This is a genomic window from Kosakonia sp. H02 (genome assembly GCA_030704225.1).
Taxonomy (GTDB): Bacteria; Pseudomonadota; Gammaproteobacteria; order Enterobacterales; family Enterobacteriaceae; genus Kosakonia.
Genome location: CP131915.1, coordinates 2,222,044 through 2,234,879 on the forward strand (window position 1 = coordinate 2,222,044; position 12,836 = coordinate 2,234,879).

Sequence of the window (12,836 nt, forward strand, 5' to 3'; positions counted from 1 at the left end):
AATTAAAATAAACAGGCTTCCATATATTCGTCAATCTTATTAATATACCGATCAGCACAAAATGTGAGGAGGTGATGATGAGCCGGGGAAGACCGCGCGAGTTTGACCGAACAGAGGCGCTGAACAAGGCGATGCTTGTTTTCTGGCGCAAGGGGTATACCGCGACCTCAATGAATGATCTGTATGAGGCGATGGGTATTAAATCGCCGAGCCTGTATGCGGCGTTTGGCGGCAAAGAGGATCTCTACGATGAGGTATTACGCCACTACGAGCAGTGTATTGCGCCGTTGATTTGGGGCGATATGGCGGATGAGCCGTCTCCAAAACGCGCCGTCGCGAAGTGGCTTGCGCACTCCGCCGAAACGCTAACGCGCTGCGACTTACCGCACGGCTGTATGGTGACGCTCTCTGCCGTCGCCAGCGAAGGCAACGATCGCCTCGGCCAGCGAGTACAGGCCCTGCGCACCGGCAGCCTTGCGTTATTGAAAGAACGCCTTGCGCAGGCGCAAGCCCTGGGGGAACTTCCCGCCGACACCGATATTGATGCCCTCGCCGGGTTATATGCCAGCCTCCAGCAAGGGATGTCGATTCAGGCGCGCGACGGCGCAAGCCGGGAAACGTTGCTCGCCATTGCGCGGATGGCGATGGGGTTGTGGCCCAATCCGTAGGCAGAGTAAGCTCCAGCGCTATCCGGCCGTCGACGTGCAACTTATTGGTTTAATTCTTGTAGCAGTCGGATATTGAGATAGAGCTTTTCCCGACCAACGCTCATCTCCTCCAGCACCCCGATGTCTACCAGTTGCTTGAGGTAGACAGATGCCGTCTGGCGTTTTGCCACACCGCCTTCAACAAGGTTTTCAATACGGCAGTAAGGTTGTGCAAAGAGTATCTGAACCAACTCATGGGTATAGATTTTGGGCAGTTTCTCGCGTACATAGCGAGTCGTCTCCACCATCAGTTCACGGATTAGCGCTATTTTTTTCTTGGTCCAAAGCGCCGTATTCTCTATTGCTTCGAGTATAAATACGATCCAGGACTCCCAATCACCTTCAGCTGTTACGCCGCGCAGCAGGGTGTAATAGTCATCGCGCCGTTCCAGGATAAAACGAGACAGATAGAGAATGGGCAATGAGAGGAGTTCTGTCTGAATGAGATAAAGGATATTCAGGATACGACCGGTTCTTCCGTTTCCGTCCGGAAAAGGATGAATGCATTCAAATTGATAATGTGAAATTGCCATTTTGACCAGCGGATCTAAATCATCGTTTCCGTGTACGAAGCGTTCCCAGTTCGCCAGTAAATCGCGAATCGAGTCTTCGCCCACTGGCGGCGTATAGACGACATTGTTGTCCTGATCGCGCAATACCGTCCCCGGTATTTTGCGAATGTCCGTTTGCACACCCCGCAGTTTCGAGCAAATCGCGATCGCTGTGTTTGTACACAGCGGGTACGCAGCCAAATGTGTAAAGCCATCGTACAAGGCAGTTCGGTAACGTAGCGCCTCTTTCGTCGCAGGATCTGCGTTTTCCGCGTGGTCGGCATATTGAAAAAGCCGATCGCTCGTCGTCACAATGTTTTCGATACGGGAAGAATCTTTTGCTTCCAGTATCGGCAGTACGTTTATTAATAGCCTCTGATCCGGGATTAATTCACCCGCCGTTTTCAATTCAGCGAGGGCAGCACGTGCGGTAATGCAGGCTTTCAATACCCGACGGGTTTCAATCCGCACCAGTTCAGGTGGCAGCAACGGAAGTTCGTTGTAAGGGGTTTCAGGGTTCCAGGACATATGTTTATGAAATCCATTTTTTTCGACATATGGCCATAATATGTCGATGGTGTGAACATGTCACGTGGATACCTTTAACAAAAGGCGTTTTATCGACATATAGGCCAGATAAGCGTTTACGCGCCATCTGGCCATTGCGATTTACCGCCCAAACATTTCCACTTTTTCAAACGCCGCATGCAGGCGCCCGGCGGTTAATTCCACCGGCAAATAGTGGATCGACTCCACCGGGCGCAGGGTATGAGCAATCACTTTATCCAGCTCGGCGCGGTTGTTGATATCCACCTCCAGCGCCGCCAGCGTGGTCGGCAGGTTGAAACGCTGATACGCGTCAATCAACTGGGCCAGCACCTCGTCCTGGTCGAGCAGGGCGCTCTGCACCAGAATGCCGTAGGCTACTTTCGTGCCGTGGAGGAATTTCTCCGTTTGCGGCAGCACTGTCAGACCGTTGTGTACCGCATGCGCCGCCGCCACGCGGGTATAACGCTCGCCAAGACCGCCGACCATGCCGCCACCAGCAATAATCGCATCCACCACATCGCGAAACACCTGTGTGACCTCGCCGCGCTGCTGATCGGCGAGCGCCGCTTCACTGCTTTCCAGTAACACATCACGGATCGCCAGCGCGCCGTTAATTCCCAGACGCACGGTTAACGGCAGGTTTTTCGGCTGCGGCGCCAGCACTACCGCTTCATACCACTTCGCCAGCGTATCGCCGATGCCCGCCAGCAAATACTCCGCAGGCGCATTAAGGATGATGTGCGGCTCGACCAGCACCAGAAAATTGGCATCATCAAAAATTTCAAAATGCAGCGCCTGACCGGCGTCGTTATACCAGACCGACAGCGGCGTCCACGCCGCGCAGGTCGCGGCAATGGTTGGGATTGCCACCACCGGCAAACCGAGTCGGCGCGCGACGGCTTTCACCGTATCCAGCAATGCGCCACCGCCAATGCCAATCACCACCGCGCGATCGTCACCCGCCTGTTGTGCCAGTTCAGCGACATCGTGTTCGCTGCAATGGCCTTTAAACAGAATATGTTTTGCGCCCGGCGCATTAAACCCCGCCGGCAGAAACGGTTTCGCCCCGGCGAAGGCGCGCTCGCCGTAGATCCACACCGCGCGGGAAAGTTGTTCGGGGGAGTAAAAATCGTGTAATCGCGCAAGGCTACCGGCATGGGAATAGTAGTTGGCGGGGCCGGGTACAACGCGAATATCAGTGCTGCTCATATGAAGTGTCCTTGTGCGTGATCGCTAACCCGATGTTATGTCTGGACATCCGGATGGCTAATATTATTTCGCTTTAACTTATGCCTTTTCTGTCGTTGCCAGTCAAGCGAGGCTGTGAAAAATTCGTTAAATCAATCTATTAATCGCAGGTATTCACGCGCTATGGGCAGTAACCTCCTCGAAATGCGTGGCATGAGCCTCGCCTTTGGCGGCTTTAAGGCGCTGTCGCAGGTTGATCTCACCTTGCGGGGCGGTTCGGTGCATGCGTTAACCGGCGCGAATGGCGCGGGGAAATCCACCTTAATGGCGGTGCTGTGCGGCACCTATGACCATTATGAAGGGGAGATTACCATCAACCATCAGGCGGTGCCGATCCGCACCCCGCGCGACGCTAAACAGCTTGGCATTCACCTGGTGCAGCAGGAAGTGGACGTCGCGCTGGTACCGGGGCTGAGCATCGCCGAAAACATCATGCTCGATAAGCTGGCAGAAACCGGTCACCGTTTTCGCTGGGGAGAAATTCGTGCTCAGGCGCGCACCGCGCTGGCGCAACTGGATATTCAGCTTGATGTTAAACGCCCGATTGATAGCTGCACGCTGGCGGAAAAACAGCAAATTTTGCTGGCACGGGCGCTCTCGCACCACTGTCGGTTTTTAATTCTGGATGAACCCACCGCGCCGCTGGATCAACACGAAAGTGAGCGCTTGTTCACGGTGGTGAAACGCCTGCAACAGCAGGGCATCGGCGTGGTGTTTATCTCCCACCGCATTCACGAAGTGAAGGCGATTTGCGACACCTTAACGGTGCTGCGCGATGGCAGGCTAATTGAGTCCGGCCCGATGGCGGCGTTGAGCGCTGAGCAGATTGTCGAAAAGATGCTCGGCCATGAGCTGAGCGACATCTACCCGCCTGCGCGCCCGCCGCACAGTGACGAACTGCTGCTCAGCGTCGATGGCCTGCATGACGAAGGGCTGCTGAAAGATATATCCCTGCGGCTGCGCAAAGGGGAAATTCTCGGCATCGGCGGGCTGGCCGGGGCGGGAAAAACCGAGCTGTGTAAGGCGCTGTTCGGCGCGAATAAAAGCCGCATCACGCGCGGCGAGCTGAACCATCAACCGTGGCGGCCGCGCGATCCGGCGGATTCGGTCACGCGCGGGCTGGCGCTGGTGCCGGAAGAGCGGCGCAAAGAGGGCATCTTTATTGATGAGCCGGTCAGCATGAATTTGGCGGTCAGCGCCGATAACAGTTTCTCGCGCTGGGGGCTGTTTGCGCATCGCCAGGCCTGGCGCTGGGCGCAGGAAGTGATCACTCGCGTTGGCGTGCGCACCACCGGGCCGGGTCAGATGCTGCGTCGCTTGTCCGGCGGTAATCAGCAAAAAGTGGCGATCGGCAAATGGCTGCGTGGTAACGCCAGGGTAGTGATTTTTGACGAGCCGACCAAGGGTGTGGACGTCAAGGCGAAAACCGATCTGTTCCAGCTTATCGACGGCCTGGCGCGGGAAGGCAAAGGCGTGATTTATGCGTCAGGCGAATTCGCCGAGCTGGTAGGTTTGTGTGACCGGATTTGTGTGCTGTGGGATGGGCGCATTGTGGCAGAAGTGCAGGGCGGGGAAGCCCGCGAAGAGACACTCCTTTACTATTCCACCGGAGGAACGGCGCGTGAGTAAGGCCCTTTCAGTCAATGCGACGACACCGTTGCGCCAGCAATTTTTTGATTTTCTCTATAAATGGGGCATGTTGCTCACCGTGGTCGTGCTGATTGCTGTTTTTGGCATCGCGTCGGACAACTTCCTCGACCCCTTTAACATCATCAATATTCTGCGGTCCATCGCCATTGTGACGGTGATTGCCATCGGCGTGTCGATTTCGCTGACGATCGGCGGCTTTGATCTTTCGGTCGGCTCCACCGCATCGCTGGCCAATGCACTGGTCATTTCGCTGTTTGTCTGGCACGGCTTCGGCACCACGGAAGCGATTCTGGTAACGCTGGCGCTCTGTACGCTGGTCGGCCTGTTTAACGCGTTTTTGATTGTGGTGCTGCGCATTCCCGACATGCTCGCCACGCTTGGCAGCCTGTTTGTTATTCAGGGCGTGGCGATGACCTATAGCTATGGCGGTTCAATCACCGAAAATATGGTGCTGCCGGGCGGTGATATGGCGGAAGGTACCATTCCGGCGGCTTTTGGCCTGCTCGGCCAGGTGCCGACGATTGTCATCATTATGCTGGTGGTGACGATTGTCGCGCAGCTTGGCCTGTCGCTGACCACCCACGGACGCCGGATGTACGCCATCGGCGGTAACCCGGAGGCTGCGCGCCTCTCGGGTATTCGCACCACGCGCTACAAAGTGGTGGCCTATGTGATTGCCTCTTTGCTGGCCGGGCTTGGCGGCATTTTGCTGGCGTCACGCATTGGCTCGTCGCAGGTCAATGCGGGCGGCGGTTATCTGATGGATGCGGTCGCCGCCGCGTGGATTGGCTTCTCGCTGGCGGGCTCAGGTAAACCGAACGCGCTTGGCACGCTGGTGGGTGCGGTTATTCTCGGCGTGCTGTCAAACGGGCTGGTGATGCTGTCGGTGCCTTATTACGCCATGGACATTATTAAGGGGCTGGTGCTGGCCGGTGCTCTTGCGTTGACTTATTTCCAGCGTCGTTAACTATTCAGGGGAAAGACATGAAGAAAATTGCACTCTCACTGTTGGCGCTGGGGTTACTGGGCGCATTGCCGGGCCACGCCGCGACGCCTGCGCCAGTACCGGACGCCATTGCCAACCATAACGGCCCGGTGCGCATTGCGCTTATCCGCAACCTTGGTTCCGACGATAACACCACGCAGTTTGTCTCCGGTGCATTGCAGGAAGGTAAAAAGCTCGGCTTTAAAATCAGCACCTTTTTAAGTAACGGTGACGACGCCAAATTCCAGGATTTCGTCAACCAGGCCATCAGCCAGAAATATGACGGCATTATTCTTTCGCAGGGGCGCGATCCCTACTCCACGGATCTGATTAAAAAAGCGGTCGCCGCCGGGATCAAAGTGGCGGTGTTTGATACCGCCGTTAACGGCGACATTCCGGGGGTGACCGTTACCCAGCAGGATGACGCTTCGCTGACCAAACTCTCGTTTGGCGAGCTGGTGAAAGATTTCAACGGCAAAGCCAACATCATCAAACTGTGGGTCGCCGGTTTCCCGCCGATGGAGCGCCGCCAGGCGGCCTATGCTGAATTACTGAAAGCCCATCCGGGGATTAAAGAGCTGGAGTCGATTGGCGCGGTGTCTTCGGATGTGCAGGGCGATACCGCCAACAAAGTGGGCGCCGTGCTGGCGAAATACCCGAAAGGCAAGATTGATGCTATCTGGGGCACCTGGGATGCCTTCAGCCAGGGGGCGTATAAGGCGCTGAAAGAGAATGGTCGCACCGAAATCAAACTCTACAGCATTGATGTGTCGAACCAGGATCTGCAACTGATGCGTGAGGCAGGCAGCCCGTGGAAGGTGAGCGTGGCGGTGGATCCGAAACTGATTGGCGCCACCAACGTGCGCCTGGTAGCCAATAAGATTGCCGGTGAGCCAACGCCCGCGACGTATGATTTTAAAGCGGCCGCCATTCCGCAGGCGCTGCTCGCCAGCCAGCCGGGCGCGGTGAATGTGGCCTCACTGGGCAAAATTATTCCGGGCTGGGGCCAGACAGAAGACTTTATCGCGCCGTGGTTTGCGACACTGGAAGCGAAGAATAAATAAGCGCGTGTTGAACGCCGGATGGCGCTTCGCTTATCCGGCCTACAAACGTCATATTGCGCTGGTGTTGTTGGCCGGATAAGGCAAACGCCGCCATCCGGCATTTTTAAGAAGGATTCAATATGGCACGTGAACTTCCGCGCCCTGACTACAGCCGCAATATGCGGCTGATTGGTCACAGCGACCAGGGCGGCCGCCCGGACGGCGTACAAATCATGGTGCATCGCGGCTTTGCCTATATCGGCCATATGGTGTCGCAGGGTTTTTCCATTGTGGATGTCCGCGACGCGAAAAACCCGAAACCCGCAGGCTACGTTGCCGCACCGCCCGGCACCTGGAATGTGCATCTGCAAGCCCACGACGATCTGCTGCTGGTCATTAACGCCCGCGATCTTTTTGCCGATGCCCGGTTTGCTGATGAAAAAGTCTATTACACCCGCTCGGTGGGCGAGACGGTCAGCGATGTGCAGGACAGAGGCTGGAGCGCCGGGCTGCGCATTTTCGATATCTCCACGCCGGATAAACCGCATGAAATCAGCTTCCTGTCGCTTAACGGCATCGGCATTCACCGCATCTGGTACGTTGGCGGTCGCTGGGCTTACGTTTCTGCACTGGTCGACGGCTTTACCGACTACATCTTCCTGACGATTGATCTGGCCGATCCGCGTAAACCGCAGGTCGCCGGGCACTGGTGGTTGCCGGGTATGAATCAGGCCGCCGGGGAAACGCCAGCGTGGGAAGAGGGCAAACGCTATGCGCTGCACCACGCGATTATCGCGGGCGATACCGCTTACGGTAGCTGGCGCGACGGCGGCCTGACGCTGCTGGATGTGAAAGACCGCACCCAGCCGAAGCTGATTAGCCACCGCAACTGGAGCCCACCGTTTGGCGGCGGCACTCATACCGCGCTGCCTTTGCCGGATCGCGAGCTGCTGGTGGTGCTGGATGAAGCAGTGCTGGATAACCAGCAAGATGGCGAGAAGCTGATTTGGCTGTTTGATATCCGCGAACCGTCGAACCCGGTGAGTATCTCCACTTTCCCGCAGCCGGATGAGACGGATTATGTGGTGAAAGGCGCGCATTTCGGCCCGCACAACCTGCACGAAAACCGCCCCGGCAGCTTTATTAGCTCGACGCTGATTTTCGCCACGTATCAGAACGCAGGCGTGCGCGCCTACGATATTTCCAACCCGTATCGCCCGGTGGAAACCGGTGCACTTGTGCCCGCTGCTCCAGCGAGAATGATGGATACCCGGCCTGGCCGCCCGCGTGTGATCCAGTCCTGCGACGTGTTTGTTGACGCGCAGGGGATTATTTACAGCACCGATTACAACGGCGGGTTATCGATAATCGAGTATCTGGGATAAAGGCGGCCTACGAATATTGCCGCACACGGGCAATTAACTCATCGACGCTCTCAATGCGTTCGGCAATCACAATCAGGGCTTTGCCGAGGGAAATCGCGTGGCGCAGGCATGCGTGGCGCATCTCTTCGTCTTTGATGGTGTCGATATCCGCCACGTGCGACAGGCCGACGCTGCGGCGAATAAGTTCGGTGCCGCAAAAGCCAATCGCATCGGCCCACACTTTTTTCAAAAACGCCGAAGCGTAGCCCGGCTGCGCCAGCGCCACATCGCGGGTTTTCTCTGTTGCCAGCGCCTGGAAGCGCTCGGCAAAAGTGGTCCACAGCGTCTGGATATCGACCAGGCGCTGTTCACGCGCCGCCGCCGCATCGCGAATGCCCAGATGCCCTGGCAGGCCGCAATAGTTAAGCAGCAGGTTGCCGATCGCCGTGCCGACATCAAAGCCTATCGGGCCGAAATAACCGAACTCGGCATCAATCGCTTTCAGGCGACCGTCTGCGACAAAAATCGACCCGCTGTGAATATCGCCGTGCAGCAGGGCTTCGGCATGGGAAAAGAAGCGGTGTTTCAACGCCGCGACCGCCCGTTTTAGCTGCGCGTCATCGCGCAGGGCGGCGACGTCCGGTTCCAGTTCAGCCGGGTAGTTATTACGCTCGTGGATTTGGTACGGGTCGTTGAAGAACAGATCTTCGGTGATTTCGCACATTTCGGGGTTAATAAACTTCGCCACCTGCGCTTTTTTCACATGCGGGTGGAGATAAAAATCGCTGGTATGAAACAGCGTGTTTGCCAGATATTCACCGAGTTGCGTGGCTGCCTGCGGGTAATAGACGTTGCGAATAAGTTCGCCGCGCCAGATTTTATGATCCGAGAGATCTTCCATCACCATCACCGCCAGTTCCGGGTCGAAATGGAGGATTTCAACCGTATGCTGCGGGCAATGCTGATAGTGCTCCACCAGGGTTTGCGCTTCGAGGCGGGCGCGATCCAGCGTCAGCGGCCAGGATTCGCCAACGCAGCGCACGTAGGGTAGCGCCTGTTTGACGATAATGCGGCTAACGCCCTGGCTGTCGAAAATTTTAAACACCAGATTGAGGTTACCGTCGCCCACCTCCTGCGCGTCCACCAGTTCGGATGGGTTGTCCAGGCCGCCAAATTGTTGTGCATATGCCACGGCATCACGGGCGGAGAAGGTACGGTATTGCGACATTGCCTCGATCCTCTTTTTGCTGATTAAGCCATTTAGACGTCTATACATCCGAACCGCATCCTGACACAATACGCCACAATAACGCAACAGGGATTTAACGATATGCCGTCATTACAGACCACCAGCCTGCGCATCGCCGAAAATCGCTTATTTATTCTCGATCAACAGGCATTACCGCAGGAGAAACGCTGGCTGCCCGCCGATACGGTAGACGACCTTGTCGGCCATATTCACGCCCTGCGCGTGCGTGGCGCGCCGCTGATTGGCCTTTCTGCGAGCCTGCTGCTGGCGCTGCTGGCAGAACGCGGCGCAAACCGTGATGAATTGGCGACGGCACTGGAAACCCTGCGCGCCGCGCGCCCGACGGCGGTGAACCTGATGAACAATCTTGATCGCATGAAACAGGCGCTGGTGCAGGAAAACTATGCGCAGGCGCTGATGGCAGAAGCGCTACGGCTTACCGAAGAAGACAAGCAGCTTTGCGATAACATTGCGCAGGCGGGAAGCGCGCTGGTAAAACCCGGCAGTCGTATCCTGACGCACTGCAATACCGGCGGGCTGGCAACGGCGGGCGTCGGTACAGCGCTCGGCGTCATTGCGCTGGCACATCAGCAGGGCAACATCGCCACTGTGTGGGTGGATGAAACGCGACCGCTGTTACAGGGCGGTCGTCTCACGGCCTGGGAATTAGGCGAGCTGGGTGTGCCGTATCAGTTGATTACCGATTCGATGGCCGCCAGCCTGATGGCACAAGGGCAGGTAGATGCGGTGTGGGTTGGCGCAGACCGGATTGCCGCGAATGGCGATGTGGCAAATAAAATCGGCACCTATTCCCTGGCGGTGCTGGCGAAATTCCACAACGTGCCGTTTTATGTCGCCGCGCCGCAAACCACGCTCGATCCGCACTGCCCGAACGGTGACGCGATCCCCATTGAGCAGCGCGCGCCTACAGAAGTCACTGGCGTTGCGGGAAGTTTTGGCGCAGTGCAGTGGGCGCCTGGCGATGCGCAAGTCTATAACCCGGCGTTTGACGTCACTCCGGCTTCGCTTATCAGCGCCTGGGTGCTTGATAGCGGCGTGGTGACCAACGCCGCGGATCTTTTCGCCGGGTAGAATAAAACATTGCCGGATGGCGGCTACGCCTGAATCCGGCCTATAAACTACGAACAAGCCATCAAACGCACGGTCCTGTCGCACATCCGTACATCATGACCAGAGGGAAGATGGGGACAATTAACGGCGCCACCCACGAAACTTCCTGCCTGGTGGTGTCGTTAATCGTCACGGTGACCGGTTTTTCCAGCTTGCGGGTGTCGGGGCCGGGTGGATGTCGAAGGATATAAATCACTTCTCCCTCTGCTCTGAAGGTGACGGCCAGCTTTTTGTTGGGCTCAATGATATTGGCATGGTAGTGATAACGCAGGCGTTCAATCTGCGCGGCAGAGAGGCCATTTGCATCGACAAAGGCTTTGTATTCAGCGGTAACCTTTTCATCTTTCACCACAAAATTGACCGCAACGCCGGGAATATGGCTGGAGAACTCCTGATAAAACGCGGCGTACTGGGTGTAAGCGTCATGCGTATCCTTGCGCTCAAAATTGTAGGCATATTTTTGTGAATAGGCAGTGATGCGATCCAGGCGCACTTCGAGCTCGGTGATTTTGTCCCATGTGGGCATGGGCGAAGTCATCACACAGCCGCTTAGCAGCGCGATAACGCACAACAGAATAATTCTTTTCATGAATGCCTCCCTGTCAAAGCTGGCAGCATACACCGCAACGGGAGCGCGCGGAGGGGAGGCTACAAGAATGGGTAGGGATGTTCAGGTTGGGGGGTGCTGCAAAATCACCGCGTTGTTCGTGGCGCTGGCCTGGCTTTGAGCCGCTTCGTCATCATGCTTTTCATAGCGCGGCGGCGTAATGATCGGGTAAACAAAGCTGCCCACTTCGCTGCACTGCACCGGATCTTCTTCTCCGGCGAAAAATAAATAGTACTGATCGGAATCCGGGAAGAAGGCCAGGTTGTCGCCATTACCGAAGCGGGTGCTCCAGAACGGTACGCCTGCTTTGGTGTGCCCCTTCTCTTTACCCGCCGCGACCTGAAAATGGTCTCCCCACTTCATGGTTATCAGGCTGTAATTGAAAAAGGAAACTGTCAGTGCGCCGCGCGTGGGGCAGTTTAGCTTCACCGCGTCGTCGGCCTGCGCGGTGGTCATAAAAATCAGCAGTAACAGTAGCGAATATTTCATGCGGGCCTCCTGTACATAGGGCAAAGCAAAAGGGTAGCGGATCGGCGGGGGTAACCGGTAAAAAAAGATGTCAGAGAATGAAACAGATCATTCTTGACGGGTTAAGCCAGGCGGTCGTGTTGTCTGGCTGATGCCGTTTTCCACATACACCGGCTTTCAACATATTTATACATTACGGGGGCAATCACCCCCGCTGCCACCATTGCGCAAATCTGCCAGACATATCCACCCGCGTTATATAGATAATGCTTAGATACTGTCTGCGTTATTCCATGTACCAGGTAGAGCGAGAAGCTACAGGTCCCCAACAACTTGAGGGGAAGAGAAGTGAGTAAGCCGAAATAATCACACCCGCATTTAACGCTGTAGAAAACCGCCAGCATATAGAGCGCGGTGGTTGGGTTATAGGCATGTCGGGTAAAACAGAGCGCGGCAATTAAAAGCGCTAAGCAGAGTAAATCCGCTGGGCGTTTATCAGTCTTTATCGTGGCAATTAAAAAGCCCGCTAAAAAATACATTACAAAAGCTAAACGTTCGTCGTTGCCGGTTAAATATTTAACCCCCAGCACCAACGCCATTAAGAAGATAACAAACGCCGTTTTACGCTCAATTTTGCGCATGACCAGGTATAAAAATGGGATCGCAAGATACAAACGAAGCTCCCAGGTTAACGTCCAGAACACACCTGAGGTTGCAATTTGCAGCGGTATGCCGTTAATGACTGCGGCCGGGTGATTAAAAATAAACGGTAGCGAGGAGATAAACCATTCACCCACAGGCGTATGGCTACCGACCCCCATAGCGAAAGTAGATAAATAGATGAGCACCAGCGTGGCAATGACTGGCGGGTAGATCCGTGCCAGGCGCGAAGCCGCAAATCGGGTGAGATCAAAAGAGGGCGCGATGGCTTTTTTGAAGAAAAGAAAACCGGAGAGCATGAAAAAAATGCCGACAGGTAATTCACCCGACATATAAATAGCGCTTTTTATTTGGCTGATATCGATATAGTCGAGGGACCAGTATTTATCCTCGGCTCCCCCATTTCGCCAGTACAAATGGAATATCGCCACTAACGCTGCGCAGACGCCGCGCAGGCCGTCGAGAGCGGCATATTTTTGCGGCAGAGGTTGGATCCCAAGAAGCGAAGAGACGACCGTTATCGTTGCAATGAGAATGCCAAAATAGAATAAGTATTCAAAAAAATAAGCTGTGTAGTTATATAACACTTTTCATCCCTTGACGCTGTATAACAGCGAAGGTGTT

12 protein-coding genes are annotated in these 12,836 nt (G+C 55.7%); 6 read left to right on the forward strand and 6 right to left on the reverse strand.

Annotated elements, in window-relative coordinates; genetic code table 11:
• The first annotated feature begins 77 nt into the window (after positions 1 to 77).
• Entirely contained in the window at positions 78 to 668 is a 591-nt protein-coding gene (locus Q5705_10520; GenBank protein WLI75046.1) for a TetR/AcrR family transcriptional regulator, read from the forward strand.
• Between the two features lie 41 nt (positions 669 to 709).
• Here Q5705_10520 and Q5705_10525 read toward each other — a convergent pair whose 3' ends face one another.
• Positions 710 to 1,786 carry a Fic family protein gene (locus Q5705_10525; GenBank protein ID WLI75047.1) on the reverse strand — a complete coding sequence of 359 codons (1,077 nt, stop codon included), beginning with the start codon at positions 1,784 to 1,786 and terminating at the stop codon, positions 710 to 712.
• A gap of 141 nt (positions 1,787 to 1,927) precedes the next feature.
• Positions 1,928 to 3,016 carry an oxidoreductase gene (locus tag Q5705_10530; GenBank protein ID WLI75048.1) on the reverse strand — a complete coding sequence of 363 codons (1,089 nt, stop codon included), beginning with the start codon at positions 3,014 to 3,016 and terminating at the stop codon, positions 1,928 to 1,930.
• A gap of 162 nt (positions 3,017 to 3,178) precedes the next feature.
• Here Q5705_10530 and Q5705_10535 point away from each other — a divergent pair, with 162 nt between their 5' ends.
• From Q5705_10535 to Q5705_10550, 4 genes are all read left to right on the forward strand, one after another.
• A complete protein-coding gene (locus Q5705_10535) occupies positions 3,179 to 4,684 on the forward strand; it encodes a sugar ABC transporter ATP-binding protein (protein ID WLI75049.1) in 1,506 nt (501 codons plus the stop codon).
• Positions 4,677 to 5,672, forward strand: coding sequence for an ABC transporter permease (locus tag Q5705_10540; protein WLI75050.1), 996 nt, complete (start codon positions 4,677 to 4,679; stop codon positions 5,670 to 5,672). The genes Q5705_10535 and Q5705_10540 overlap by 8 nt, the downstream gene beginning before the upstream one ends.
• Before the next feature lie 17 nt (positions 5,673 to 5,689).
• A complete protein-coding gene (locus Q5705_10545; GenBank protein WLI75051.1) occupies positions 5,690 to 6,754 on the forward strand; it encodes a sugar ABC transporter substrate-binding protein in 1,065 nt (354 codons plus the stop codon).
• Positions 6,755 to 6,873: 119 nt separating this feature from the next.
• Positions 6,874 to 8,118 (forward strand): LVIVD repeat-containing protein, encoded by a 1,245-nt coding sequence (locus Q5705_10550; GenBank protein WLI75052.1) that lies wholly within the window; start codon positions 6,874 to 6,876, stop codon positions 8,116 to 8,118.
• Between the two features lie 7 nt (positions 8,119 to 8,125).
• Here the strand turns inward: Q5705_10550 and mtnK are convergent, their stop codons facing one another.
• Positions 8,126 to 9,325 carry an S-methyl-5-thioribose kinase gene (mtnK, locus tag Q5705_10555; GenBank protein ID WLI75053.1) on the reverse strand — a complete coding sequence of 400 codons (1,200 nt, stop codon included), beginning with the start codon at positions 9,323 to 9,325 and terminating at the stop codon, positions 8,126 to 8,128.
• A 102-nt stretch (positions 9,326 to 9,427) separates the two neighbouring features.
• On the opposite strand from mtnK, the gene mtnA reads away from it, so the two are divergent.
• Entirely contained in the window at positions 9,428 to 10,438 is a 1,011-nt protein-coding gene (gene mtnA / locus Q5705_10560) for an S-methyl-5-thioribose-1-phosphate isomerase (GenBank protein WLI75054.1), read from the forward strand.
• A gap of 61 nt (positions 10,439 to 10,499) precedes the next feature.
• On the opposite strand, the gene Q5705_10565 is transcribed toward mtnA, so the two are convergent.
• The 3 genes from Q5705_10565 to Q5705_10575 all read right to left on the reverse strand — a co-directional run bounded on the left by Q5705_10565 (position 10,500) and on the right by Q5705_10575 (position 12,799).
• Positions 10,500 to 11,066, reverse strand: coding sequence for a hypothetical protein (locus Q5705_10565; GenBank protein WLI75055.1), 567 nt, complete (start codon positions 11,064 to 11,066; stop codon positions 10,500 to 10,502).
• Between the two features lie 81 nt (positions 11,067 to 11,147).
• On the reverse strand, positions 11,148 to 11,573 hold the full coding sequence (locus Q5705_10570) for a hypothetical protein (protein WLI75056.1): 426 nt from the start codon (positions 11,571 to 11,573) through the stop codon (positions 11,148 to 11,150).
• Positions 11,574 to 11,674: 101 nt separating this feature from the next.
• Entirely contained in the window at positions 11,675 to 12,799 is a 1,125-nt protein-coding gene (locus Q5705_10575) for an acyltransferase (protein WLI75057.1), read from the reverse strand.
• Positions 12,800 to 12,836 lie beyond the last annotated feature (37 nt).

Bases quoted from the DNA above. Each gene is read 5' to 3' on its own strand.
- Q5705_10545 (WLI75051.1), top strand. From the start codon at position 5,690: ATGAAGAAAATTGCACTCTCACTGTTGGCGCTGGGGTTACTGGGCGCA.
- mtnK (WLI75053.1), bottom strand. From the start codon at position 9,325: ATGTCGCAATACCGTACCTTCTCCGCCCGTGATGCCGTGGCATATGCA.
- Q5705_10525 (WLI75047.1), bottom strand. From the start codon at position 1,786: ATGTCCTGGAACCCTGAAACCCCTTACAACGAACTTCCGTTGCTGCCA.
- Q5705_10530 (WLI75048.1), bottom strand. From the start codon at position 3,016: ATGAGCAGCACTGATATTCGCGTTGTACCCGGCCCCGCCAACTACTAT.
- Q5705_10520 (WLI75046.1), top strand. From the start codon at position 78: ATGAGCCGGGGAAGACCGCGCGAGTTTGACCGAACAGAGGCGCTGAAC.
- Q5705_10550 (WLI75052.1), top strand. From the start codon at position 6,874: ATGGCACGTGAACTTCCGCGCCCTGACTACAGCCGCAATATGCGGCTG.
- mtnA (WLI75054.1), top strand. From the start codon at position 9,428: ATGCCGTCATTACAGACCACCAGCCTGCGCATCGCCGAAAATCGCTTA.
- Q5705_10570 (WLI75056.1), bottom strand. From the start codon at position 11,573: ATGAAATATTCGCTACTGTTACTGCTGATTTTTATGACCACCGCGCAG.
- Q5705_10565 (WLI75055.1), bottom strand. From the start codon at position 11,066: ATGAAAAGAATTATTCTGTTGTGCGTTATCGCGCTGCTAAGCGGCTGT.
- Q5705_10535 (WLI75049.1), top strand. From the start codon at position 3,179: ATGGGCAGTAACCTCCTCGAAATGCGTGGCATGAGCCTCGCCTTTGGC.